The following is a 25,687-nucleotide window of genomic DNA, read 5'->3' on the forward strand; positions in this document are numbered from 1 at the left end:
GGCGCCCGCCCAACGTACAGCGAACATCCCTCCCGTAGTCAGGCATTTTCCCCGGGCCCGGGCCTCGCCGGGCGGCCGTGGCGGCCGGCGTTTCTTGCGGCGCCGTGGGCGGGCTGGTAGGACTGAGCCGCGCTGTCGCCGTCACATGTTCGATTCTGCGGGGGTTCATGTGGTCGCCACGGCCTTGCCGTCCTCGTCGCGGCGACCGGACGATCCGCGCCCAACCCGCCGTCGGATGCCGGTGGTTGCCCGCCGGGCCGGCCGGCACGGGCTGGTCCTGGCCGCCGTCGCGGTGACCGTGCTGCTGTGCGCGACGGCGCTGGCCGCGCTCACGGCGCTCGCGGGCAGTTCCGTGCAGGCAGGGGCCGTACGACGGCTGGCCGCCGATCCCGGCGCGCAGGTGAACGTCAACGCGTCCTACCGGGCGGGCGGGATGGCCGCCGCCGACCGGGCTGTGCGGGCCGCCGCCGCGCGGGTGTTCGCGGAGGTGCCGCAGCGGACGTACGTGGGGCTGCTCGGCACCTCGCCGGTGTCCGTCTCGGGGATCGACGGGGTCGCGGGTCCGCCGCGCGGGCCCGGGGGCAGCGGCCTGCATCCGGTCGCCGTGCAACAGCCGGGACGGTTCGGGGAGTTGGTGGCCGGACGATGGCCCGCCGGTACGGCAGATGCCCCGGCCGGCGCGTTCACCTCGCTGCCCGACGTCCCGGTCGCCACCGGGAGCACGGCCCCGGTCGACACGGCGATCCCCGTCGCGCTCGCCGAACGCCTCGGTGTCACGGCCGGTTCGCGGCTCCGGGTGCGGGACGCCTTCAGCCGGCCCATGACGCTGCGGATCACCGGCGTGTACCGGGCGACCGGCGCGGTCGGGTTCTGGCCCGCGATGGCCGGTGACCTGGCCGCGGGCGAGACCGCCGACCAGAGTCTGCTGGTGGTCCCGGCGGCGGCGCTCAACGGCAGCGCCGTGCTGAACGGGCATCTCACCGCCCACTGGAGCGTGCAGCCCGGCCTCTCCCGGCTCGACGCGAACGGCCTGGCCCGACTGCACGACCGGCTGCGGGCGTTCTCCGGCAGCCAGAGCCGGGTGTCGGTGTTCGGCGGCCGTCAGCCGTCGCTGGACGACCTGACCGTGGCGTCCGGACTGCCGGGCGCCATCGACGACTTGACGGTCCCGACGGTCGCCGCCCGCTCCTCGCTGTATCTGCCGGGCGTGCTGCTCGCGGTCCTCGCCCTGGCCACCCTGGTGCTGGCCGCCCGCCAGCTGACCGTGCGCCGGCGCGAGGAGCTGGCCCTCCAACGGGCCAGGGGCGCGGGCACGTTGAGGCTGCTGCGCGGTGCGGCGGCGGAGTGGGCGCTCACCGGCATCCCGGCCGCCCTGGCCGCACCCTTCCTCGCCGGGCTGCTGCACCCCGGTACCCGGGGCGCCGAGGCGTGGGCGGCCGTGGGACTGACGCTGGTGGTGCACGCGGCGGCGGTGCTGCTGCCCGTGCTGCCGTCGGCGCGGGCGCGGGGCGCCCGGGGTGCGCGGGCCGCCGCCGCGCAACGGCTGGGCGTGGACCTGGCGTTGGTGGCCGTGGCGGTCCTGGGGTATCTGGAGCTGCGCCGGCATCACTCGCTGATCGCCGACGTGGGCACGGGCAGTGCGTCCGTGGATCCGGTGCTGGTGCTCGTGCCGACGCTGGTGGCGGGTGCCGCCGCGCTGTTGCTGCTGCGGCTGCTGCCGCTCACCTCGCTGCTGCTGGACGCGTTCGGGCGGCGTGGCCGGGGGCTCGTACTCGCCCTGGCGGGCTGGCAGTTGAGCCGCCGAGCCGCCCGGAACGCGGGGCCGGTGGTGCTGATGTGCCTGGCCGTGGCGGTGAGCGCCTTCGCCACCACCGCGCTGGCCTGTCTGGGCGGGCTGGCGTCGGAGGAGGCCGCGTTCACCGTCGGCGCGGACGTGCGGATCGACCCGTCGGCGGACGACGGCTATCCCGCCGCCGTCCTCGGCGCGGCCTATCGCGCGCTGCCGGGGGTGACCTCCGTGGCCCCGGTGACACGGTCGACGGTGAACCTTCCGGGCGGCGCCACCGAGGACCTGGTCGGCACGGTCGGCGGACCCACGCCCCGCACCCCGGCACCGGCCGTCCCCGGCGTACGGCTGCCCGGTCGGCCGACCGCGCTGCTGCTGGACGAGCGGCTGCGCGGGCACGGCGGCCGGGCGGCGCCGAGCCTGGAAGTGACCGTGCAGGACGCGAACGGCCTGGTCAGCGTCGTACCGGCCCGGCTGCCCGCGGCCGACGGCACACGGCACACGGTCGTGGTGCCGCTGGCCGTGGCGCTGAGCGGGGGCCACCCCCGCGCCTATCCGCTGACGGTGACCGCCATCGGCGTCCTGCCGCGGCCGGACACGGCTCCGGCCCGGCTGGACCTGGACCTGCTCCGGGTCGGCGCGCGCGGCACCGCCGACACCTGGGTCGCCCGGCTCCCGGCCGGGCAGGCCTGGTCGGACGGCACGGACCACGGCGCCGACGCCGCCAAGGGCGCCTGCGAGGGGAAACCGACCGGGAGTTACGAGCCCGGCGTCCCCGGCGTGTGCTCGATCGCGCCGCACGGTTCCGAGGTGCTCCGGGCGACGGTCAGCACCGGGATGCGGCCCTCGCAGGCGGTCTCGGACACCTTCGGCGGCCTCTCGGCCGGTGACTTCGCGACCAAGCCCGGCAGTCAAGTGCGGTTCGTCGCGGGCCCGTCCGGCGGTCCGGCGCCGCTCCCCGTGCGCGCCGACGCCGCGACGCTGAGCGCGGCCCGCCTGCACGTCGGCGGTACGACCACGCTCGATCTGGGCGGTGGCCGGATCACCGCGAGGATCGTGGGCCGGGTCGACTCGCCGCCCGGACTCGGCCGCGCGCAGGGGCACTTGACCGCCGACCAGCGCCAGCTCTCCAGCGCGCTCACGTTCGCCGGTGCCGACCAGGAGGACCCGGCGTTCTGGTGGCTGGGCAGTACCGACAGCGCGCGTACGGCCGCCGCCGCCGAGGCGCAACCCGCGCTGGGCGCCGTCACCACCACGGCACGCACCGCCGCCGCCCTCCAGGCCGACCCGTTCCGCGGCGGGCTGCGCCGGATGCTGGAACTGGTCCGGTACCTGGCCCCCGGGTTCGCGGTCGTCGCCTTCACCGTGCACGCGGTAGTCTCCACCCGGGAGCGCCGCAAGGAGTTCGCGCTGCTGCGCGCGGTCGGCGTCCGCGCCACGAGCCTGTCCGCGCTGCTGGGCGCCGAACAGGTGGGCCTCGCGCTGTTCGCGGTGCTGCCGGGAGCGCTGCTGGGCATGGCCCTGGCCGCCGCCGTACTGCCCCTGGTCACCGTGGACGACACCGGCCGGGCCCCCTATCCGCCGCTGCCCCAGGTCACCCCGTGGGTCACCGTCACCCTCACCGCGCTGGCGACCGCCCTCGCCATCAGCGCGATCGTCCTGGCCCTGGCACGGCTGCTGGCCCGGGTGGACCTGGTCCGTGTCCTGCGAGCGGGAGAAGACCGTTGAGCCGCACGACCGAGCGGACGGCGACCCGTCCCACGACCGCCGGCACGGCGGTGACCCGGCGCCTGATCCGCCGCGAGAGCCGCGGGGACCTCCCGCCGCTGGCCTGCCTCGCGGTACTGGTCCTGCTGCTGACCGCGCTCTGCGCCTGGGCCCCCGCCCTCGCGGGCCACCAGGAGGACCGCGCGCTACGACAGCGCGTCGACGCGGCGCAGACCCAGGCACCGCTGATCAGCCTGAGCACCACCCCGGAGGTCTTCGCCACCTCGCCGCCCGCCGTCGACATGGCCTCCCTGCTCGCCTCGGGCCGCACCCTCACCGAGCAACTCGGAAGCGCGGCACGGCACTTGTCCTTCTCGGGCGGCAGCTACGACTACGACCCGGCAGCCCTGCTCGCACCCCGGCCGCCGGGCCCGGCGAACACGAGCACCAACCTGACGGCCAGTTACCTTCCGTCGGCACGCTCCCACGTGCGCTACGTCAGCGGTCAACCTCCGGCGGATCACACCCCGTTGGCCACCCCGCCCCAGATCGCGCTGTCGTGGACCACCGCGCGGGCGCTCGGCGTCCGGACCGGCAGCCACCTGTCCCTGGAGTTCCCCAGGACCCCCGAGGCCCAGAGCGCACCGCCCCACGCGACCCTGTCGGTCAGCGGGATCTACCGCGCCACGGCCGCCGACGACGACTTCTGGACCGGCCGCGAGACCCTGGACCGGCCCGCGCGCTACGCGGCGGAACGCTCCGCCGGGACCGTGCTCGCCGTCCGCGGACTCGTCGGCCGCGACGCCGCCGACCTGCTGGCCGGCGCCGGGGTCGGCGGCCCCCGGGTGACCTGGCAGCTGCGCGCCGACCTGTCCGGTGCGGCCTACGACCGCGCTCGCGCCCTGACCGGACCGCTCTCCCACTACAGCGCCGACCTGAGCGCCGCCCGCTGCCAGGGCAGCGACTGGGTCACCGGCGACATCGGCTGCCAGGTCGGCGGCCAGGCCACCGGCTCGCTCCTGGTGACCGACGCGCTGACCCCGCTGCTCACCGCGTTCACCGCCCAGGACCACCAGGCCCGAGCGCTCGCGGCCTACGCGGTCGACGCGCTCGCCGCGGTCGCGCTGGCCACCGTCGCCGTCGCCGTACGACTGCTGCTGCGCCGCAGGCAGCCGCAGTTGCGGTTGCAGCGGGCACGGGGCGCGTCCACCACACGGCTGGTGCTGCTGCGCTGCGCGGTGGCGTGGCCGGCGGTGCTGCTCGCGGCGCTGCTCGGCTGGGCGGTCGGACGGGCGCTGGCGCCGACCGGCGCGTCCGGGTCGCCGCAGCCGGTGCCCGCCGCCCTCGCCACCGCGGCGGTACTGCTGACGGTGCCGCTGATGACCTGGCTCGCGGTCCGCGAACCGCGCCGACCCGGCCGCCTGCGCCACACCCGCCGGAACACCGCCGTCGGCCGCCGCGTGGTCCTGGAACTGACCGTGCTGCTCGCCGCGGCGGCCGGTGTGGTCGCCCTGCGCTCACAGGGCCCCGACGGAATCCTGGGCGCGGTACCGGTGCTGGTGGCGCTGTCCGTCGTACTGCTCCTGCTGCGTGTCTTTCCGCTCGTTCTCCGCCTGGTGCTCCGGCAGGCCCGGCGCGGTCGGGGAACGGTCGGCTTCATCGGCGCGGCCCGGGCCGCCCATGACGCCCCGGCGACCGGGCTGGCCCTGTTCGTCCTCGTGCTGACCCTGGGCACGGCCGTGTTCGGCGGCCTGGTGCAGCGGACCGTCGGCGACGGGCTGGCCACGGGTGCGGCCTGGACGAGCGGCGCGGACGCGAGCGCGACGGTGGCGGGGACCGTGGCCGTGGCACCGGGGGCCGCCACGACGGCCGGTGTCCGGACCGCGGTCCAGCGGCTGTACGCCCTCGACCTCGTCGGACAGGACGACGGCGCGGTGGTCCAGCAGGTCGCGGTGATCACCCTGGACCCGCGTCAACTGGCCGCCGTGGCACCGGAGTCGGTCCTGGCCCGAGCACTGCTGTCGGGGCTCGGCGGCGCGTCCGGAGCCCGGGCCGACGCGCGGGTCCCGCTGCCGTCCCTCGTCTCCCCCGGCCTGCGGGCGGCCGAGCGCACCGGCGGTTTCGGCGCGACGGTCGTGACGCAGGGCGAGCCGCCGGTGAACCTGGCCTTCGAGCCGGCCGGCACCCTCACCGCCGGCGAACTGCGCGACCCCCTCCTCGGACCGGTCACGGCGCGGATCCCCGCCGGGACGCCGATGCTGATCACCGTCGCGAGGGCGGACCAGCTGCTGCCCCCGCAGGCCTCGGGCAGCACCGTGCTGCTCCTCGGAGGCGAGGGCGAGGAGCAGGGCAAGGGCGACGAGGCCACGGTGCTGCGGTCGGCGGCGGCGAAGGCGCTCGGCCCGCTGGCGCGGATCCACGTCCGCACCGAGACCCTGAGCGCCCTGCGCGCGGACGGCCTGGTCCAGGGCCTCGGCACGATCTACACCACCACCTCGGTCCTGGCCGCCCTGTCCGGTCTGCTCGCGCTCGCCCTGGAGCTGACGCTCACCGCCCACGAGCGCGGCCGAACCACCGCTTTCCTGCGCACCCTCGGCCTCGGCGCCAGGGAGGCGGGGGCGATCCACTTCCTCCAGCTGCTCCCGCTGGCGGTGGCGACCGCGCTGGGCGGCACTCTGCTCGGGCTGCTCGAACCCCGGCTGCTGGCACCGACGTTGGACCTGCGGCAGTTCACCGGCGGCCCGGCCCAGCCGGCACTGCGGACCGACTACTCGCTCACTCTGGCGCTCGTCGCGGGCGTGACGCTGCTCATCCTGGTCGCCGCCGCCTCCGAGACGGTGCTCGCGCGGAGACGACGACTGGGAGCGGTGCTGCGTCTGACCTGACGGGCAACTCGCCTACGAGGCACTCCCGTTGAAGGCCCCATCCCCCTCCTCACCCTCGCCCTCGGCCTCGGACCTCGCTCGCCGTGCCGCCTCGTCGGGCCAGACGCCGATGTGGTCGGTCTCCAGGGCGAGTCGGACCCGCTTGCGCAGATGCAGGCGTTCGGTGAACTCGGCGGGCAGTTGCAGACGGCCGCTGGCGTCCAGTACGGCGTACTCCTCCGCGGTGAGCACCTCGACACCGTCCTCGCCGGTGGCGACCCGGCGCAACACCTCGGTGGACGTACGGCCGTTGCGGATCCGTACGGTGCGCTGGACCTGGTCGGAGACCAGCGCGTCGTGCGTGACGACGATGACGGTGACGCCGAGATCCTCGTTGGCGCGACGCAGCGCGGCGAAGACCTCGTCGCTGGTGGCGGTGTCGAGTTCGCCGGTGGGTTCGTCGGCGAACAGCACCCGGGGTTCGTTGGCGTTGGCGACGGCCACGGCGACCCTCTGCTGTTCACCGCCGGAGAGCGTGTCGGGCGTACGGTCACGGCAGTGGCCGACGGACAGCAGGTCGAGCAACTCCTCAGCGCGGGCCCGGCGTCGGGAGCGCCTGATCCCCGTGTACGTCATCGGCAGCATCACGTTCTCGGCGGCCGTGAGATAGGGCAGCAGGTTCCGGGAGGTCTGCTGCCAGATGAAACCCACCGTGCCGCGCCGGTAGGCGAGGCGGTCGCGGCGCTTCATCGCCAGCAGATCGTGACCCGCGACCTCGGCGGCACCGGCGGTGGGCACGTCCTGGCCGGCGAGGATGCCCAGCAGGGTGGACTTGCCGGAGCCGGAGGCGCCGATCACCGCGATCATCTCGCCCTCGGCGACGGCCAGGTCGAGGCCTTGGAGGGCCTGCACCTCGACGCCCTCGGTCCGGTAGATCCGCACCAGGTTCTCGCAGACGACGAGACCCTCCTCGCGCCGGGGAGCGGCGGCAGCGACGGCCCGCCGCCGCAGCTCGCCCAAGTCCGGTGCCTCGGTGGGTTGTTGGTGAACTGCCACGCGGTCCCCCGAGGAGGTGAAGTCTGCGGATGAGATGCCGGGAAGGCGGTCGGTGCGGTGCGGCGGCCCTGCGCCGCCGTCAGCCGTCCTCGACGATGCGGCCGTCGCGGAGTTCGAGCACCCGGTCGGCCAGCGCGAGGAGCTGGGTGTCGTGGGTGGCGACGAGGGCGGTGACGGACTCGCTGCGGACGACGGCGCGCAGCAGGTCCATCACGGTCAGGCCGGTGTCCGCGTCGAGTTGGCCGGTGGGTTCGTCGGCGATGATCAGGGCCGGGTTGTTGGCGAGGGCGCGGGCGATGGCGACCCGCTGCTGCTGGCCGCCCGACAGCTCACCGGGACGCTGGTCGGCGTGGTCGGAGAGTCCGACGAGGGAGAGCAACAGGGCGACGCGGGCCTCGCGTTCACGCACCGTGACCTTCCGCAGCCGCAGCGGCACTCCGACGTTCTCGGCGGCCGTCAGGATCGGGATGAGCCCGAAGGACTGGAAGACGAAGCCGATACGGTCGCGGCGCAAGGCCAGCAGGTCGTCGTCGCCGAGCCCCGCCAGGTTCGTACCGTCCAGCACGATCCGGCCGCCGTCCGGGGTGTCGAGCCCGCCGACCAGGTTGAGCACGGTGGTCTTCCCGGAGCCGGAACGCCCCCGGAGCGCGACGAGTTCACCGCGCGGCACGCTGAAGGAGACCCCGCGCAGGGCGTGCACGGCGGTGTCGCCGCTGCCGTAGGTGCGGCGCAGGTCCTCGACGACGACCATCGGGCCGTCCGGCGCTCCGCCGTCCACGGCGACGCCGCGTCCGCTGGTCTGCTCGCTCATATCCGCTCCCCCGGCTCGACAGACAGGACGGCCCCGCATCGCACCGTACGGTACGCCGACCGGGCAAGGGCCCGCCCCCGAGGGGCCGTTCGGCCGATCGGCCGTCCACCCCGCCCCCTACCGCGCGCCGCCGCCCGCCAGTCGTTCCACCGTCGTGACCGTCTGGTCGAGGATCGTGTCATAGAGGCGGGCGTGGGCGGCGGGGAGGCCCGCGACGAGGGGGCGCAGGGCGTCCGTCGTCGGGTCGGGTCCGGAGCCGACGGCGTCGTCGAGCAGGGCCGTCATCTCCTCGTCGGGCCTGCGGTACCCCTCGTAGACGGCGTGGCCGAGCATCGTGGAGGAGATGAGCGCGACGGCGAGGGCGAGGTCCTCGGCGGAGAGGCCGGCCGGGGTGAGGATCTCGCGCAGCCGGGTCAGGCCGGGGAGCCAGGCGGGGTGCCGGGTCGTCGTCATGTACGGCATGAGCTGCGGGTAGGGGCGGAGGTTGGCCTGCCCGGCCCGCATCCAGGCGCGCAGCCGGTCCGGCCAGGGGCCCTCGGCGATGGGGGCGCGCTCCATCGCTTCGAGGACGTGGTCGGCGGTGGCCTGGAGGAGGGCGTCGCGGTCGGGGAAGTAGCGGTACAGGGCCATGGGGGCGGCGCCGACGGCGTCGGCCACGCGCTTGATGGTGAGCGAGACGGCGGGTTCGGCGAGCAGGACCTCGACCGCGCCCTCGACGATCCGCTCCCGGGACAGCCGGGGCGGGCGCCCCCTGCCCCGACGGTCAGGACCCGTCGCCACCTGCGTCATCTCCCGCGCCTCTCCGTCCACGACGGCTCGCCGGGACACCAGCAGGCTACCGCTCCGGCCCCGCTCCATCCGGGCTCCACCTATTTTGCGTACGGCATACGAAAAACATGCCAGACTCGTTTCGTTCAGCCCCGTGTCGCACGCGCCAGCCGGAGGCTCCACCATGTCCGCGTCCAGCTCCCCCTCCCCACCCGTTCCCGTCGAGGGGGTCGGGCCGTCGCGCTCCGGCGCCGTCGTCTGGGTCCTGGCGCTCGGCGGGATCACCGTCTCGCTGATGCAGACGCTGATCATCCCGATCGTGCCGGAACTCCCCAAGCTGCTGCACTCCTCGCCGTCCGACGCCACCTGGGCGATCACCGCGACCCTGCTCGCCGGTGCCGTCGCCAACCCGGTGGTGGGACGGCTCGGGGACATGTACGGCAAGCGGCGGATGCTGCTGCTCAGCCTGGTGCTGCTGATCGCCGGGTCCGCGATCGGCGCGCTCAGCGACACCCTGGTGCCGATGATCGTCGGACGGACCTTCCAGGGCGTCTCGATGGCCGTCATCCCGCTCGGCATCAGCATCATGCGGGACGAACTCCCGCCCGAGCGGCTGGGATCGGCGACCGCGCTGATGAGCGCGTCGCTCGGGGTGGGCGGTGCGCTGGGGCTGCCGACGGCCGCGTTCATCGCCGAAAAGGCCGACTGGCACGTGCTGTTCTGGACGGCGGCGGTGCTCGGCGCCGTCGTGACCGCGCTCGTCGTGGCCCTCGTACCGGAGTCGGCGGTGCGCAGCGGCGGCCGGTTCGACGTGGTCGGCGGTGTCGGGATGTCCATCGGTCTGGTGTGTCTGCTGCTCGCCATCTCCAAGGGCGCGGACTGGGGTTGGGGCAGCGGCACCACAACGGGCCTGTTCGCCGCGGCGGTTGTGGTGCTGCTGGTGTGGGGCTGGTGGGAACTGCGCACCGTACGGCCGCTGGTGGACCTGCGCACCAGCGCGCGCCGTCAGGTGCTGCTCACCAACCTCGCGTCGGTGATGTTCGGCTTCGCCATGTTCGCGATGTCGCTGGCCGTGCCGCAGCTCCTCCAACTGCCCACGCTCACCGGCTACGGCCTCGGCCAGAGCGTGCTCGCGGCGGGCCTCGCGCTCGGCCCGTCCGGCCTGGTGATGATGGCGACCGCCCCGCTCTCCGCCCGTATCTCGGCGGCGGCCGGACCCAGAACCACCCTGATGCTGGGCGCGCTGATCGTGGCCGCGGGGTACGGCCTCGGGGTCGTCATGATGGCCGCGGTCTGGCAGGTCGTGGTGGTGTGCTGCGTGATCTCGGCCGGCGTCGGCTTCGCCTACGGCGCGATGCCCGCGCTCATCATGGGCGCCGTGCCGCTCTCCGAGACGGCCGCCGCGAACAGCCTCAACAGCCTGATGCGGTCCATCGGTACGTCCGCCTCCAGCGCCGTCGCCGGGGTCGTACTGGCCCACATGACGACGAGCTTCGGCTCCCTCACCGTCCCGTCCCACAACGGCTTCCGCGTGATCATGGGCATCGGCTCGGCATCCTCCCTGGCCGCCCTGCTGCTGGCCGCCTTCCTCCCGGGACGCCGGAAGCCGGTGGCCGCGGAGCTGCCCGCGACGGCCACCGCGGGGGCGGGGGCGTCGAGTTAGGGCCAGGACGGTGCGGGTGAGCCGGGCGGGACGGGATCCACGCACCCCTCCCGCCCGGCTCACCCGCCGTTCCCGCGCGGGGACGGACTACGACAGCTGCGTCTGCACCTGGGCCGAGATCAGCTCCAGGTGGTCCAGGTCGGCGAGGTCGAGGATCTGGAGGTAGACGCGCTGGGAGCCGACCTCGGCGTAGCGGCCGATCCTGTCGACGACCTCGGCCGGGGTGCCCGCGAGTCCGTTGGCCTTGAGTTCGTCGACCTCGCGGCCGATGGCGGCGGCGCGGCGGGCGACTTCCTGGTCGTCCTTGCCGACGCAGACCACGAGGGCGTTGGAGTAGGTCAGGTCGTCGCCCTTGCGGCCGGCCGCCTCGGCGGCGGCGCGGACCCGGCCGAACTGCTGCTCGCTGTCCTCGATCGAGGCGAACGGCATGTTGAACTCGTCGGCGAACCGCGCGGTCAGCTTCGGGGTGCGGCTCGCGCCGTGGCCGCCGATCAGCACGGGGATCTTCGCCTGCGCGGGCTTGGGCAGCGCGGGCGAGCCGGTCAGGTCGTAGTGCGTGCCGTGGAAGTCGAAGGTGTCGCCGGGCTCGGTCGCCCACAGTCCGGTGACGATCGCGAGCTGCTCCTCCAGGCGGGCGAACTTCTCCTTGGGGAAGGGGATGCCGTACGCCTTGTGCTCCTCCTCGAACCAGCCCGCGCCCAGGCCGAGTTCGACCCGGCCGCCGGACATCTGGTCGACCTGGGCGACCTGGATGGCGAGGACGCCGGGGAGGCGGAAGGTGGCGGCCGTCATCAGGGTGCCGAGGCGGATGCGCTTGGTCTCGCGGGCGAGGCCGGCCAGGGTGACCCAGGCGTCGGTGGGGCCGGGGAGGCCGTCGCCGGAGCCCATCGCGAGGTAGTGGTCGGAGCGGAAGAAGGCGTCGAAGCCGAGATCCTCGGTGGCCTTGGCCACGGCGAGCAAGGTGTCGTAGGTGGCCCCCTGCTGGGGCTCGGTGAAGATACGCAGATCCATGGCTCCATCCTGCACGGTCGGGTGCTGGTCAACCCCATCGGTCCCTCCGGCCGATCCCGTCCCCGGTCGGGTGAAATTACGTCAACCGTGCGCACGGGGGGTGCCCGCGCCAGTGACCGCCCCCGGTGATGATCGTTGGCTCGGGCGGAGCCGGACCGCCCGGATTCCCGCACCGGCAGGACGACGTCGGGGCGTCACCCGCATCGGCCTCCTCCTCGGCGGGGAGGCCACGGGCCGAGGAGGCCGTCATGTCCGAAGAAGCCGTGCCGCAGCAGGGTGGGCCTGCGCAACCCAAGGGGTTGTTGCAGCAGATGGAGGAGCTGATGGCGTCCCTGAACGCGGACCTGTCCGCTCTGGACGCGGATCTGCAGTCGACCGCGGGCACGGGACCGGCACCCGCCGGGGAAGCAGGCACGACCGGCTGACCGGACGGCCTCGACGCCGACGGCACAGGCCGCGAAAGCCGCCCTGAAGGGGCGCGGGGAACTGCGCGACCAGCCACGACGGAGTCGCGCAGCCCCAGGAACCCCGATCACCGCGAGCCTTGGTCCGCGCGCATCCCGATCACCGCGAGCCTTGGTCCCCGCGCATCCCGATCACCGCGAACCTCACCCTCCACGGCGCCCCCGCGGCCGAACGCGTCCCCGCGCCGGAGGCGAACGCCCGGGTCAGCCCGCCTCCCGCTCCGGTACCGCCGCCGCTTCCCGATCCGCCAGCCTGCGCAGCATCTCCAGCACCCGGTCCCGGGACTCGTCCGCCGCGTCGATCGCCTCCATGCACTGCCAGTACGTGCCCTCGTCGTCCGCCGCGCAGGCGATGCCCACGAGGGCGATGCCGACCTCACCGAGCAGACCGCCCAGGCACAGCAGAGCGAGACGGGCATCGCCCAGCTCCGTCAGCTGAGCGGCGCGCAGATCCTCGATCGCCAGCACCGGGGTGTCGAGGACCCCGCAGCCCCGGCCCGCCAGCTCGGTCAACCCCAGTGCCTCGCCCCGCAGTTCGGGCGGTCCGAAGACCGCGAGCCGGCTGCCTATCGCCTGGGCGAGTGCCTGCGCCTGCCACACCTCCGTCAGGGTCTCCGGCACGTCGCCGCTGCCGGCCAGGGCGCGCCTGCTCGTCACGATGAGCCGCATCGCGTCCATGCGCTGCCCCCGTCATGTCCCGACGTGCTGTTCGCACGTCCGCCCGAACTCCCTTGTCCACTACCCAGAGTGAGAGTCCCTGAGACGAAAAGCCAGAGGAAGGCGGAAATCTGTGGACAACAAATCGGTTGCGGACAGATGAATGACTCCGGAGAGTGAAAATGGACGCGTCGGCTCCTCCAAACGGGCCCCAAGTGATCGGCGGAGCGGGGCACTTGTCGGCTACGGCGCCGGGAACCGGTGCTCGTTCCGGTCGATCTTCGCGTCCAGCGCGGCGAGCGCGTCGACGCCGAGCACCTCGCACAGCTGGAGCAAGTAGGCGAGGACGTCGGCGACTTCGTCCCGCACCCGGTGCGCGCTGTCCGGATCGTCCATGACCCGAGCCGACTCCTCGGGGGTCAACCACTGGAAGATCTCGGCGAGTTCGGAGGCTTCCACGCTGAGCGCCGAGACGAGGTTCTTGGGTGTGTGGTACTGCTGCCAGTTCCGCGAGGCCGCGAACTCGGCCAGTCTGCGCTGCAGTTTCGCCACGTCGAGATGTTCTGTCACGGGTTCAGGTGTACCACTGTGACACCGTCGATCCGGGTGGCCCAGGACCCGTCGCTCACCGCGCCGACCAGCCGGATGTGCCCGCGCTCGCACATCCGGGCCGCGAGCCGCAGGAGTTCGGCCCGTTGCCGTACGTCCACCGCCCGGTCGAGGCCGTCGGCGAGGACGGTGAGGGTCTGCATCGCCGCCGGGACCTCGCCCGGCGGGTCCACCTCCAGCACGCCGGGGCCGGTGAGGAGCACCAACGCCAGTGCCGTGTACCGGAGTTCGCCGTCGCCGAGCCGTTCGAAGCCGGTGCGCAGCCCGTCGCCCCGGTCCAGGACCGCGCGGAGCACGGCGTCGGGGAGCGGTTCCGCGAGGACGTCGGCCACGGGTCCCGCGCAGCCGGTGCGGACCGCCGCGACGAGCTGTCCGTGGCGTCGCCCGCACTCGGTCCGGGTGCGCCGGAGCACGTCGGCGAGGTTGCCGCAGTCCCGCAGCAGCCGCCCGTCGCCGATCGGCACGGTGTCGCGCATCCGTCCGGGTTCCGGGTCGCAGGCGAAGACGGAGCGCAGGGCGACCACCATCTGCTCGGCGGCGGCGAGGACCTGGCGCTGCCCGTCCGTCTTGCCCGCGACCCGCAACGGCAGCAGCGCGGTGCCGAGCCGGTCGTCCGGCAGCGGTGCGCGGGTGACCGGCGACGACCCCGCCGTATGCCAGGCGGCCTGGACGAAGCGGCGGGTGGGGTCACGCAGCGCGGTCTCCAGGAGGACGAGGCCGCCGGAGCTCAACCGCTCGCCCACGATGCGCAGTTCGGGCTCGGCCTGCACGGCCACGTCGAGCCGTACCGGGCCCTCGGGGCCGTCCGCCGTGCAGCCGATGCGGAAGCCGCGCCGGCGCTGGGCATCGGGCCGGGCCCGTTCCGGGACACAGGCGGCCGGGTCGGGGAACACCTCGTCCACCGCACCCCCGGCCCCGAGCCGGGCGAGGGCCTCGTACGCCCGCAGCGCGGTGGTCTTGCCGCAGCCGCTGGGTCCGGCGAGGAGGGTGAGGGGACCGAGCGGGAGCACGGCGCCCCGGTGCCCCGCGAACGTCGACAGCCGCAACTCGGTGAGATGGGGCCGCTCGGAACACGCGTCGAAGCGTCCGGGTCTCGCCGGCCCGGGCGCCCGCGACGAGCCCGGGGCGGGACCGGCGGCCGGCTTGGGCGCGGGCCGCGTGCGGGGCGAGCCGTCTTCGGGCGAGCGGCCCTGCGGGGGCACGGACTCGGAGGAGCGGGAGGAGGCGGGGGGCCGGGACGACGCGGTCATATCCGGACCGTAGGGCTCCGCGGACAGGTGAACCGTTCCACCCCGGGGACCTTCCTACGATCGGGGGACCGCCCCGCCGAGCGGGCCACGACCGGCACCGCGTCGGCCACCGCTGGCACCGCGTGGCACCGCGTCGGGCACCCCGGCCACCGGGACGGCTCACACGCCCGGAACGCCCGCCCCCTCCATCAGCCCCTGCACCTCGGTCCCTGGCGGCGTGAGCAGGAACACGTTCCGGTCGACGCGGGTCATCCCGCTCGCGAGGCCGAAGACGACGCCCGTGCTGAAGTCCAGCACCCGCTTGGCGACTTCGGTCTCCGCGCCGGTGAGGTCGAGGAGCACCGGGATGCCCGCCATCAGCGTCTCCGCGACCTCGCGGGCGTCCCCGAACACATTGACGCGGAGGACGACGAAGCGTCGGCGCGGCTCGGTCGGGGCCTCGGGCAGCGAACGGTGGCCCACGGCGGACGGCCAGGCGTCCCGCCCCCGCAGCGGCACCACCTGGGCGAGCCCCTCCCACTGTTCGTCGGTGACATCGTGGCTGTTCACCGGCATGCTCCGTCCTGGGTCGCGCTGACACTCTGCATCCGGCAATTGTTGCGCACTGTCACCCGTTCGGCTCAACTGCGACACACTCCGCGACAGGATCGGGCGTATCTCACAGTCGCTCCGGCCCGGTTGTGCAGGGCGCGTAACCCCTCAAGATCGAGCCGCGTGACATCGGCGTAACGGGCAATTCGTACGGTCGACGCCATGACGACGACCCCGGCGCGGCGGATACGGACGGTCTGCTCGTACTGCGGTGTGGGCTGCGGCATGCTGCTCGACATCGGCACGGGCCCGGACGGCGGTCCTACGGTCCTCAGGGCGTCCGGCGACACCTCGCACCCGGCGAACGCCGGGCGGCTCTGCACCAAGGGCGCGACCACCGCCGACATGCTCACCGCACCGGGCCGGCTGACCGGGGCCCTCGTGCGGGACGGGCGGGGCGAGGAGGCGGTGCCGACACCCGTGGCCGACGCGATCGGGGAGACCGCGCGGCGGCTCCGGCGGATCGTCGACGAGCACGGGCCGGACGCGGTGGCCTTCTACGTCTCGGGGCAGATGACCCTGGAGGCGCAGTACTTGGCGAACAAGCTGGCCAAGGGGTTCGTCCGGACGAACCAGATCGAGTCCAACTCCCGGCTGTGCATGGCGAGTGCGGGCGCCGGTTACAAGTCGTCGCTGGGCGCGGACGGGCCGCCGGGGTCGTACGACGACTTCGAGCACGCGGACGTGTTCCTGGTCATCGGCTCCAACATGGCCGACTGCCATCCGATCCTCTTCCTGCGGATGATGGAACGGGTCAAGGCGGGCGCCAAGCTGATCGTCGTCGACCCGCGCAGGACCACCACGGCGGCGAAGGCGGACCTCTTCCTGCAGATCGCGCCGGGCACCGATCTCGCCCTGCTCAACGGCCTGTTGAGGCTGCTGCACGACAACGGCCACACCGACCCGGAGTTCATCGCCGCGCACACCGAGGGCTGGGAGGCGCTGCCCGGCTTCCTCGCCGACTACGCGCCGGACGCGGTCGCCGCGCTCACCGGTCTCGCCGAGGACGACATCCGGACGGCGGCCCGGCTGATCGGTGAGGCGGGCGAGTGGATGAGCTGCTGGACGATGGGGCTCAACCAGTCCACGCACGGCACGTGGAACACCAACGCCCTGGTCAACCTGCATCTCGCGACGGGCGCGATCTGCCGTCCGGGCAGCGGCCCGTTCTCCCTCACCGGCCAGCCGAACGCGATGGGCGGCCGTGAAATGGGCTACATGGGACCGGGGTTGCCGGGCCAGCGGTCCGTACTGGTCGACGCGGAACGGGAGTTCACCGAGGACCTGTGGGGCCTGCCGCCGGGCACGATCCGCGCGGACGGCGTCGGCCGGGGCACGGTCGAGCTGTTCCGGAAGATGGCGGACGGCACCATCAAGGCCTGCTGGATCATCTGCACCAACCCGGTCGCCTCCGTGGCCAACCGCCGTACGGTCATCGAGGGTCTGGAGGCGGCCGAGTTCGTCGTCACCCAGGACGTCTTCGCCGACACCGAGACCAACGCCTACGCCGATGTCGTCCTGCCCGGCGCGATGTGGACCGAGTCCGAGGGCGTCCTCGTCAACAGCGAACGCACCCTCACCCTCGCCCGCCCCGCCGTCCCGCCACCCGGCGAGGCCCTGCCCGACTGGCGGATCATCGCGTCCGTCGCCTGCGCGATGGGCTACGAGAAGGGCTTCTCCTACGACAGCGCGGAGCAGGTCTTCGAGGAACTGCGGCAGTTCTGGAACCCGGTGACCGGCTGGGACCTGCGCGGGGTGACGTACGAGCGGCTGCGGTCCACACCGGTGCAGTGGCCTGCTGCGGAGGAGGACGGGCCCGACCGCAATCCCATCCGGTACGTCGGCGGCGGCGAGCTACGCTTCCCGACTCCCGGCGGGCGCGCGGTGTTCCATGCCCGGCCGCATCTGCCGGCCGCCGAACTGCCCGATGACGACTATCCGTTCGTGCTGAACACCGGGCGGCTCCAGCACCAGTGGCACACGCTCACGAAGACGGGCAGGGTCGCCAAGCTCAACAAGCTGAACCCCGGCCCCTTCGTGGAGCTGCATCCGCTGGACGCACGGGAGTTGGGGATCGCCGAGGGCGATTCGGTGGAGGTGGCGTCCCGGCGGGGCCGGGCGGTGCTGCCCGCCGTGGTGACCGACCGGGTGCTGCCCGGGTGCTGTTTCGCGCCGTTCCACTGGAACGACCTGTTCGGCGAGTATCTGAGCGTCAACGCGGTGACGAGCGACGCGGTGGATCCGGTGTCGTTCCAGCCGGAGTTCAAGGTGTGCGCGGTGTCGTTGGCGAGAGTGGCGCCGGCACCGGTTCCGGCACCGACGGAGCCCGCGCGGGAGGACGTCGCGGCGAAGGCCGTCGTCCCGGCCGCGCATCCCTTCGGCCTCGACCCGGCTCCGCCTCCCGTCCTCAGCGCCCAGGAGCGCCTCTACCTGACCGGCTTCCTCGCGGGCATCGAGTCCGGCGCCCCGGGGGTGCCGGTCCTCCCGGCGGACGCGCCCTTCAGCGCCGAACACATGCTGTGGGTGAACGGCGTGCTGGCCGGCATGTATGCGAGGTCGGCGCCCGCTCCCCCGGCACAACAACCGCCGCCCGCCCGGCAGATCGTCGTCCTGTGGGCCTCGCAGACCGGCACCGCCGAGGAGTTGGCGGCGGCCACCGCCGAGCGGCTCGGCTCGGCCGGGCACCGGGCGACGCTCGTCGGGATGGACGAGGCCGACCCCGGCACGCTTCCGGCCGGCGCCGATCTCCTCTTCGTCACCAGCACGTTCGGCGACGGCGACGCTCCCGACAACGGCTCCGGCTTCTGGGACGCGCTCGCCGGTGACCGGGCGCCCCGGCTGGACGGAGTGCGGTTCGCGGTGCTCGCCCTCGGCGACTCGTCGTACGACGACTTCTGCGGGCACGGGCGCCGACTGGACGCCAGGCTCGACGAGTTGGGCGGTGTCCGGCTGGCCCCTCGTACGGACTGCGAGCCGGATTTCGAGCCGTCGGCGGACGCGTGGCTGGGGCAGGTGCTCACCGCGCTGGGAACCGAAACCGCCCCCGCGGCACCGCCGGACGCTCGCGTGTCACCGCCCGGCGCTCCCGTGTCGACGTCCCGCGTCCCCGAGTCGGCCCCGGCGCCCACCACCGCGCGGCTCGTCGGCAACGACCTGCTCAGCCGGAGCGGCGCCGCCAAGGAGGTCCGCCGCTTCACCTTCGACACCAGCGACACCGACCTGACGTACGAGACCGGTGACGCGCTCGGTGTGCGGCCGGTCAACTCCCCCGCCCTGGTGGACGAATGGCTCAGCGTCTCCGGCGTCGGCGCCTCGGCGGTCGTGGAACTGGACGGCATGGGCGCGCTCCCGTTCGCCGAGGCGGTCCGCCGGCATCTGGACATCACCCGCATCACTCCGGACCTGCTGCGCTTCGTGGCCGAACGCACCCGCGACGAGCGGGAGTTGCGACGGCTGCTGCGGCCGGACAACAAGGACGGGCTGGCACAGTGGAGTTGGGGACGGCAGATGGTGGACGTGCTCGCCGAGCATCCGGTGAAGGCCCGGGCCGAGGAGTGGGCCGGAGTCCTCAAGCGGCTCCAGCCCCGGCTGTACTCGATCTCCTCCAGCCCGCTCGTCGACCCGCACCGTGTCTCGCTGACGGTGTCCGTGGTGCGGTACGAGGGTCTCGACGGGCGTCCGCGCGGCGGGGTCTGCTCGCCGTTCCTGGCCGATGCGGAGGCGGGCACCGAAGTCCCGGTGTTCGTACGGCGGTCGCCGCACTTCCGGCCGCCCGTCGATCCCGCGACCCCGATGATGATGGTCGGACCCGGCACCGGGGTCGCGCCGTTCCTCGGTTTCCTGCACGAGCGGCGGGCACTCGGGCATACCGCGCCGAACTGGCTGTTCTTCGGGGAGCAGCACCGGGCGACGGACTTCCTCTACGAACAGGAGCTGACCGGGCTGCTGGCGGAGGGGGCGCTCGCGCGGCTCGACACGGCGTTCTCCCGGGACCAGCGCGCGAAGGTGTACGTGCAGGACCGGTTGCGGGAGCACGGGGCCGAGGTGTGGCGCTGGTTGCGGGAGGGTGCGCACCTCTATGTGTGCGGGGACGCCTCGCGGATGGCGAAGGACGTGGACCGTGCGCTGCGGGACATCGCGGTCGCGCACGGCGGGATGGACGAGGGCGAGGCGGGTGCGTACCTGAAGCAACTGGCGGCGGCCAAGCGGTATGTGCGCGATGTTTACTGAATGAACCGATAGCCACGGTCACCTGAACAAAGCCGTTCGAGTTTGTCCCCTTTAGGCCATGACGAGGGGTTCTTACCGGTCTCACACCGGAATCTTCTCGATTGCCGACACCCCCCTCACCGGCCGGGATTAGCGTCGCGTCTTGTGCACTTGGCAGAAACACAACAGGTGGCACCCGGTCGGCGGACACAGTCGGCGGTGTCCGCCCCGGAACCTCCAGCACAGTGGCACCGCGTCCTCACTCTGCTCGCCGACATCAGCCTCTTCATCGGCGTCCGGTCGGTGTGGACGCAGGCAGCGAGTCACCGTCTCGTCGTGGCGGCGGTCGTGTGCCTCTGTTACGCCTCGATCCTGGTGTGCGGGGTGCTGACGCTGGTGGTCCGGCAGGCGCGGTCGCTGGCCCGGATCGATCTCGTCGTGCTGGTGACCGCGGTCCTGCTGGCGCTGTCCGCGTGGTCGGTGTTCCACACGGGCGGCGACGAGGCGGTCCTCACCACCCAGGCGGCCAGGGAACTCGTCGCCGGACACCCGGTCTACGGTCAGCCCTGGCCCTGGCTCTTCCACACCGGCCACGGCGTCGCGCTGACCCCGACGGTGACCGGCGGCTACGACTACACCTACGGCTATCCCCCGCTGGAGACGCTACTGACGGCGCCCCTCCTGTGGATCGGCCACGGCGGCGCTCCCGCGACGGCGGTCGCGACCGGCGCGCTGATCGCGGCCGCGGTCCTCATGTGGCGGCTGCTGCCGACGCAGTGGCGGCCGGCGGCCACCATCGCCTGCCTGGGTCTGGGACTGCTGCCCACCTACGGCCGCCAGGGCTATCCCGCCGTGCTCGCCCTGGCGTTGCTGGTGCCGGTGGTGATCCGCTGGCCCCGGATCGGCAGCGGCGGCCGGCTCGGCCGGGCCGGGCTCGCCCAGGCCGCGTGCCTGGGGGCGGCCTGCGCCGCGCAGCAACTCCCCTGGTTCCTCACGCCGTTCCTGCTCGCCGGGATCTACGCGGTGCGACGCGGTGAACTCGGCTCCCGCCAGGCGGCGTTGGTGCTGCTGCGGATCGCCGGGGTAGCCGTGACCGTATGGCTGCTGATCAACACGTACTTCATCGTGCAGGAGCCGGGCACCTGGCTGCGGGGCATCGCGCTGCCGCTGACACAGGGCGCGGTGGTGCACGGTCAGGGCCTGGTGGACATCTCGCTGTACTTCACGAACGGCAGCGACCGGCTCGACTGGTACTCCCACGCGAGCATGCTGCTGGCGGCCGGTCTGCTGGCCGTGTTCGTGCTGTTCGTACGGCGGTTGGGGCCCGCGGCGACGGTCCTGCCGTGGTGTGCCTTCTATCTGGCGACGCGTTCGCAGGACGGCTACTACCTGCTGATGACGCCGCTGTGGCTGGCGTCGGCGGTGACCGCGCCGATCGACGAGTTCCGTACGGCGTGGCAGCCGCGCCCCCGGCTGCTGTCCGGCCCGCACCGCAGGCAGGCCCGGGTCGCGGCGTCCGTGCTGCTGGTCACCCCCGCGCTGGCGAGCGCCGCCGTGGCGGCGACGGGCGCCCCGCCGATGGCCATCCACCTCACGGGTGTGCGGCGGGCGTTGCCCACCGTGGTGACCCGGCTGACCCTCCGGGTGACCAACTCGTCGGGCCACGCCCTCACTCCGCACTACACACTGACCACGGGCCAGGGCATGAGCAGGTACTGGTCCCAGGTGAGCGGCCCGGCGACGCTGCCCGCGCACGGCACGGCGACCATCGAACTCCGGCCGCCCGACGGGGCGTTCACGCTGCCCCACAAGAACATCCGGATCCGGGTGCGGGCCTTCACCGCAGCCCCGCAGACGCTGTCCAGCTCGGACGTCCGGCTGCAGCCCGCAGACTGACGGCCCGTCAGGCTCCGGTGCGCACGAAGCGGAGCGCGGCGGTGACGGTGGTCAGGCCGCGGAGCATGCCCAGCTGGTTCCAGCCGAGGCCGAACTGCGCGCGGTCCACGGTGAATTCGGCGTCCAGGGTGAGCGCCTCGGCGGTCGCGTCCTTGAGGCGGGCGGTGAAGGTCTGGGGGCGGCTGATGCCGTGGACGGACAGCTGACCGACGACGTGCACGGTGTCGCCGTCGCGGAGTTCCGCGCTGCGTGCGGCGAAGGTGATCTCCGGGTACGTGTCGGTGTCGAACAGGTCGGCGGACCGCAGGTGCTTGTCGCGCTTGGCGTTCTTGGTGTCCAGGGAGGCGGCGTCCAGGGTCACCGTGCCGATCGCGGAGCCGTCGCCCCGGACCTCGCCCTGACCGCTGAGGGTGCCGAAGATGCCCTTCACGGTGACCAGACCCCACATCGTCTTGTGGCTGATACCCGCCGTGGAGGCGGTCTGGTCGAGCTGCCACACACCGGTTTCGACGGCGACGGTCATGATCTCTCCCACTGGTTTCCGGTAGTCCAAATTTGTATGAGCCTCACGCTAGCCCATTATCCAAATGTGGACAACAGGCTGTTCCAAAATTGGACAACGGGTAGACTCGATGTCATGGCCGACCCTATGGAGCACCCTTCCGACCAGCTCGAATGCCCCTCCCTGCGGGGCGACGGGCTGCTCGCGCCCGAGCTGCGCGCATGGATGCTGCTGCTGGCGGCGACGGGCGCGGTGGAGCAGGAGCTGCGGTCCGCGGTGAAGAGCAGCCTCGACGTCTCGCACGACGAGTTCCTGGTGCTGTGCCTGCTCGCCGAGGAGCCCGCGGGGCTGCGCATGACCCGGATCGCCGAGCTGCTGGGCCGTCCGAAGACCCGGCTCACGTATCAGATCGCGTGTCTCCAGCACGCGGGCCTGGTCACCCGGAAGTCGGTGTGCGGGGACAAGCGCGGGGTCGAGGTGGCCCTCACGGAGAAGGCGCGCGAGCTGCTGAAGGAGGCGTCCGGGACCCTCTCCGAGACGGTCAAGCACGCCCTCGGCCGGTTCGTGGGACCGGCCCAGCACGACGCCATGCGCGCCCTGTTGCCCGATCTCACCGTCAGCTGACGCGGCTCAGCTGGACTCCCGCACCACCAGCCGGCACGGCACGGTGTGCCGTCCGGGCACGACGTCGTCGTCGATCGCCTCCAGGAGCCGCAGGGCCGCGATCCGGCCGATCTCGGCGAGGCTCATGTCGATCGTGGTGAGGGGCGGGCGGCTGGCCAGGGCCATGGTGTCCCAGTTGTCGTAGCCGACCACCGCGATGTCGGCGGGGACGCCCACCCCGCGTTCGCGCAGCGCGTCCGTCACACCGCGCGCGATCTGGTCGTTGCCGCAGAAGAACGCGTCCGTGCCGGGTGCCGTACGCAGGACCGCGTCGGCGGCCCGGCGGCCCCAGGCCTCGCTCCACTCGCCGAAGTGGACGCGCCCCGTGGCGAGTTCGAGCCCGGCACCCGCCAGCTGGTCGGCCGCGAACCGGGCCCGGTCGCGGGCGGCCGCGTGGTGCGCCGGGCCGGTGACGTGCGCGATCCGGGTGCGCCCGGTGGCCAGCAGATGTTCTACGGCGAGCCGGGCGCCGCCCTCGTCGTCGGAGACCACGGAGATGTCGTCCGGGGCGGTGGACGGGGACAGCGCGTAGACCACCGGGACCTCGTCGACGCCGGTGAGCGGCGGACGCGGGTCGGTGCGGCGGCCGGTGACGATGATGCCGTCGACGCGGCGGTCCATGAGGTTGCGCAGATGGTGCTGCTCGCGGATCGCGTCGCCCCGGGTGTCGCACAGCAACACCGAGATCTTGCCGGCCCCGAGCGCGTCCTCGGCACCCAGCAGCACCGGTGTGGAGAACCGCCCTATGCCGTCCGTGGTCATCAGCCCGACGGTCCAACTCCGGCCGGTGTGCAGGCTCTGCGCGTTCTGGTTGGGCCGGAAGCCGAGGGCCTCCACCGCGTCCAGCACCCGCTGCCGGGTCTCGGGCCGCATCCGGCCGGCGCCGTTCAGCGCCTTCGACGCGGTGCCCACGCTGACGCCCGCGAGCGCGGCGACATCGGTGAGTCTGGCCCGGCCCGCGGAGGGCGAACGGGAAGCAGAGGTCACAGGCGGTCCTTTCCCTCCTCGCCGACGACACGTCGGCGCCGACGGCCTCATCGGCGACAGTAGCAGCCCTGCCGTGACGTGAAAAAACGTTGGTCGCGCTACTTGACCTGAATCCGCGGACTCCCCTGTACTTTCCGGCAGGAAAACGATTGCTCAAACGAGTTCCTGAGAAGAACCGGAGAGCCATGCCCCGCATCACGTCCGCCGCGTCCCCCCTCGGCCCGGTCCGGCTCGGCCCGGCCGCCCGCGCGGCACTGCGCCCCGCCACCACCACCGTCGACGCGGGCTTCTGGCACACCCGCCGTGAGGTCAACGCCCGCGTGTCCCTCCCCCAGGGCCCCGGGCTGCTGGAGTCCGCGGGCAATCTGCACAACCTGCGCGTCGCCGCGGGCGCGGTCGAGGGCGAGTTCCAGGGCGCGTACCCGTTCGTCGACACCGACGTCTACAAGTGGCTGGAGGCGGCCTCCTGGCAGCTGGCCCACCAGCCGGACGCGGAACTGGAGTCGGCGGTCGACCGGATCATCGCCCTGGTCGCCGCCGCCCAGCAGCCGGACGGCTACCTCAACACCTGGTTCCAGCTGCGGGAGGCCGGCGCCCGCTACCAAGACCTGCGCTGGGGCCACGAGTTGTACTGCGCGGGCCATCTGATCCAGGCCGCCGTGGCCCACCGCCGGGCCACCGGCGGCCCCGAACTCCTGGCCGTGGCCGTGAAGTTCGCCGACCATCTCGGCCAGGTCTTCGGGCCGCCCGGCAGCGGCAGGCCGATCGACGGCATCGACGGCCACCCCGAGATCGAGACCGCCCTGGTCGAGCTGTACCGGGAGACCGGCGACCGCCACCACCTCGACCTGGCCGGCTACTTCGTCGACCGGCACGGCCACGGCCTCCTCGGCGGCGAGGCCTACTGCCAGGACCGCGTCCCCGTGCGCGAGGCGACCGACGTCGAGGGGCATGCCGTACGGCAGTTGTACCTGCTGGCGGCCGTCGCCGACCTCGCCACCGAGACGGACGACCCCCGGCTCCGCTCCGCGGCCGAGCGGTTGTGGCGGGCGATGACCGCGGCCAAGACCCATCTCACCGGTGGTCTCGGCGCCCACCACGACCAGGAGGACTTCGGCGACCCGTACGAACTCCCCAACGAGCGCGCCTACTGCGAGACCTGCGCGGCCATCGCGTCGGTCCAGTGGAGCTGGCGGATGGCCCTGCTCACCGGCGAGGCCCGCTACTCCGACCTGATCGAACGCACCCTGTACAACGGCTTCCTGGCCGGAGTCTCCCTGGACGGCGAGCGCTGGCTGTACGTCAACCCGCTCCAGGTCCGCGACGGCCACACCGACCCCGGCGGCGACCAGTCGGCCCGCCGCACCCGCTGGTTCCGCTGCGCCTGCTGCCCACCGAACGTGATGCGGCTGCTGGCCTCCCTGGAGCACTACCTCGCGTCCGGCGACGAACAGGGCCTGCAGATCCACCAGTTCACCACCGGCCGCCACTCCCACGGCGGGATGTCCGTCCGCGCCGAGACCGACTACCCCTGGCACGGCACCCTCACCCTCACCGTCGAGGACACCCCCGACCGGCCGTGGACCCTGTCCCTGCGCGTGCCGCAGTGGTGTCGCGAATTCCGGGTCCGCGTCGGAGAGTTGTCGTACGACGAGACGGACGCGCCGGTCGAGGACGGCTGGCTGCGTCTCGAACGGGCCTGGGCGCCGGGCGACTCGGTCGTCCTGGAGCTGGCGCTCGAACCCCGGCTCACCGCCGCCGACCCCCGGGTGGACGCGGTCCGCGGCTGCGCGGCGATCGAGCGCGGGCCACTCGTCTACTGCCTGGAGCAAGTGGACACACCCGGCGGCGGCCTGGACGACATCGTCCTCGACCCCACCCGCCCGCTCGCCGTGAAGCACCGCCCGGACCTGCTCGGCGGGGTCACCACCGTCGTCGCCGCCGGGTACCGCAGAAGCCGTGCGGAGGACGGGAGTTGGTGGCCGTACCGGGCCGCCGGACCCGATCCCGCACCGGCGGGCGACCTGGTCGAGCTCACCGCGATCCCCTACCACGCGTGGGCCAACCGGCAGGACGGCAGCATGCGCGTCTGGCTGCCGACCTCCTGAACTCCCCTTTCCCTCAGCTCGGTTCACAGGACAACGAGGTCACTCCCGTGCGAAAAACCCGCCGAACCCGCAGCACCCGTAGCAC

General features: G+C 73.3%; 18 protein-coding genes. 8 read left to right on the forward strand and 10 right to left on the reverse strand.

Translation table 11 applies throughout. The annotated features are described in order from the left end of the window. The first annotated feature begins 235 nt into the window (after positions 1 to 235). Positions 236 to 3,514, forward strand: a complete 3,279-nt coding sequence (locus ACIPTO_RS04945; protein WP_401189492.1) for an FtsX-like permease family protein — start codon at positions 236 to 238, stop codon at positions 3,512 to 3,514. Next, a complete protein-coding gene (locus ACIPTO_RS04950) occupies positions 3,511 to 6,378 on the forward strand; it encodes a hypothetical protein (RefSeq protein ID WP_401189494.1) in 2,868 nt (955 codons plus the stop codon). The genes ACIPTO_RS04945 and ACIPTO_RS04950 overlap by 4 nt, the downstream gene beginning before the upstream one ends. Positions 6,379 to 6,390: 12 nt before the next feature. Here the strand turns inward: ACIPTO_RS04950 and ACIPTO_RS04955 are convergent, their stop codons facing one another. The 3 genes from ACIPTO_RS04955 to ACIPTO_RS04965 form a co-directional block, all read right to left on the reverse strand. Further along, positions 6,391 to 7,413: an ABC transporter ATP-binding protein gene (locus ACIPTO_RS04955; RefSeq protein ID WP_401189496.1), complete on the reverse strand. Its 1,023-nt coding sequence runs from the start codon at positions 7,411 to 7,413 to the stop codon at positions 6,391 to 6,393. Positions 7,414 to 7,492: 79 nt separating this feature from the next. Next, complete coding sequence (locus tag ACIPTO_RS04960) at positions 7,493 to 8,224, reverse strand: ABC transporter ATP-binding protein (protein ID WP_401189497.1); 732 nt, start codon at positions 8,222 to 8,224, stop codon at positions 7,493 to 7,495. A gap of 117 nt (positions 8,225 to 8,341) precedes the next feature. Continuing rightward, positions 8,342 to 9,013, reverse strand: a complete 672-nt coding sequence (locus ACIPTO_RS04965) for a TetR/AcrR family transcriptional regulator (RefSeq protein WP_401189499.1) — start codon at positions 9,011 to 9,013, stop codon at positions 8,342 to 8,344. Positions 9,014 to 9,176: 163 nt separating this feature from the next. Here ACIPTO_RS04965 and ACIPTO_RS04970 point away from each other — a divergent pair, with 163 nt between their 5' ends. Next, positions 9,177 to 10,655 (forward strand): MFS transporter, encoded by a 1,479-nt coding sequence (locus ACIPTO_RS04970; RefSeq protein WP_401189500.1) that lies wholly within the window; start codon positions 9,177 to 9,179, stop codon positions 10,653 to 10,655. 87 nt (positions 10,656 to 10,742) lie between these two features. Here ACIPTO_RS04970 and ACIPTO_RS04975 read toward each other — a convergent pair whose 3' ends face one another. Then, positions 10,743 to 11,666 (reverse strand): LLM class F420-dependent oxidoreductase, encoded by a 924-nt coding sequence (locus tag ACIPTO_RS04975; protein ID WP_366312460.1) that lies wholly within the window; start codon positions 11,664 to 11,666, stop codon positions 10,743 to 10,745. A 248-nt stretch (positions 11,667 to 11,914) separates the two neighbouring features. Between ACIPTO_RS04975 and ACIPTO_RS04980 the strand changes: the two genes are divergently transcribed. Beyond that, positions 11,915 to 12,091 carry a hypothetical protein gene (locus ACIPTO_RS04980; protein ID WP_366312462.1) on the forward strand — a complete coding sequence of 59 codons (177 nt, stop codon included), beginning with the start codon at positions 11,915 to 11,917 and terminating at the stop codon, positions 12,089 to 12,091. A 243-nt stretch (positions 12,092 to 12,334) separates the two neighbouring features. On the opposite strand, the gene ACIPTO_RS04985 is transcribed toward ACIPTO_RS04980, so the two are convergent. The 4 genes from ACIPTO_RS04985 to ACIPTO_RS05000 form a co-directional block, all read right to left on the reverse strand. Beyond that, entirely contained in the window at positions 12,335 to 12,808 is a 474-nt protein-coding gene (locus ACIPTO_RS04985) for a DUF6099 family protein (protein WP_366312464.1), read from the reverse strand. A gap of 222 nt (positions 12,809 to 13,030) precedes the next feature. After that, positions 13,031 to 13,357 carry a nucleotide pyrophosphohydrolase gene (locus ACIPTO_RS04990; RefSeq protein ID WP_366312466.1) on the reverse strand — a complete coding sequence of 109 codons (327 nt, stop codon included), beginning with the start codon at positions 13,355 to 13,357 and terminating at the stop codon, positions 13,031 to 13,033. Further along, positions 13,354 to 14,646, reverse strand: coding sequence for an ATP-binding protein (locus ACIPTO_RS04995; RefSeq protein ID WP_366312468.1), 1,293 nt, complete (start codon positions 14,644 to 14,646; stop codon positions 13,354 to 13,356). The genes ACIPTO_RS04990 and ACIPTO_RS04995 overlap by 4 nt, the downstream gene beginning before the upstream one ends. A gap of 159 nt (positions 14,647 to 14,805) precedes the next feature. Next, positions 14,806 to 15,201: a cell division protein SepF gene (locus ACIPTO_RS05000; RefSeq protein ID WP_366312470.1), complete on the reverse strand. Its 396-nt coding sequence runs from the start codon at positions 15,199 to 15,201 to the stop codon at positions 14,806 to 14,808. Between the two features lie 198 nt (positions 15,202 to 15,399). Here ACIPTO_RS05000 and ACIPTO_RS05005 point away from each other — a divergent pair, with 198 nt between their 5' ends. Next, positions 15,400 to 19,467, forward strand: coding sequence for a molybdopterin-dependent oxidoreductase (locus tag ACIPTO_RS05005; protein ID WP_401189502.1), 4,068 nt, complete (start codon positions 15,400 to 15,402; stop codon positions 19,465 to 19,467). Between the two features lie 198 nt (positions 19,468 to 19,665). After that, entirely contained in the window at positions 19,666 to 21,342 is a 1,677-nt protein-coding gene (locus ACIPTO_RS05010) for a hypothetical protein (protein WP_401189503.1), read from the forward strand. A 7-nt stretch (positions 21,343 to 21,349) separates the two neighbouring features. Here the strand turns inward: ACIPTO_RS05010 and ACIPTO_RS05015 are convergent, their stop codons facing one another. Next, positions 21,350 to 21,865 (reverse strand): YceI family protein, encoded by a 516-nt coding sequence (locus ACIPTO_RS05015; RefSeq protein ID WP_401189505.1) that lies wholly within the window; start codon positions 21,863 to 21,865, stop codon positions 21,350 to 21,352. 114 nt (positions 21,866 to 21,979) lie between these two features. Here ACIPTO_RS05015 and ACIPTO_RS05020 point away from each other — a divergent pair, with 114 nt between their 5' ends. Continuing rightward, a complete protein-coding gene (locus ACIPTO_RS05020) occupies positions 21,980 to 22,468 on the forward strand; it encodes a MarR family winged helix-turn-helix transcriptional regulator (protein ID WP_401189506.1) in 489 nt (162 codons plus the stop codon). Between the two features lie 6 nt (positions 22,469 to 22,474). On the opposite strand, the gene ACIPTO_RS05025 is transcribed toward ACIPTO_RS05020, so the two are convergent. Continuing rightward, on the reverse strand, positions 22,475 to 23,494 hold the full coding sequence (locus ACIPTO_RS05025) for a LacI family DNA-binding transcriptional regulator (protein ID WP_401189508.1): 1,020 nt from the start codon (positions 23,492 to 23,494) through the stop codon (positions 22,475 to 22,477). Positions 23,495 to 23,679: 185 nt separating this feature from the next. Here ACIPTO_RS05025 and ACIPTO_RS05030 point away from each other — a divergent pair, with 185 nt between their 5' ends. Next, the gene (locus ACIPTO_RS05030; protein ID WP_401189509.1) at positions 23,680 to 25,602 is read left to right on the forward strand and encodes a glycoside hydrolase family 127 protein; all 1,923 of its coding nucleotides are present in this window, start codon (positions 23,680 to 23,682) and stop codon (positions 25,600 to 25,602) included. Positions 25,603 to 25,687: the final 85 nt, after the last annotated feature.

The sequence above is a fragment of the Streptomyces sp. NPDC090083 genome (assembly GCF_044747445.1).
GTDB lineage: Bacteria > Actinomycetota > Actinomycetes > Streptomycetales > Streptomycetaceae > Streptomyces.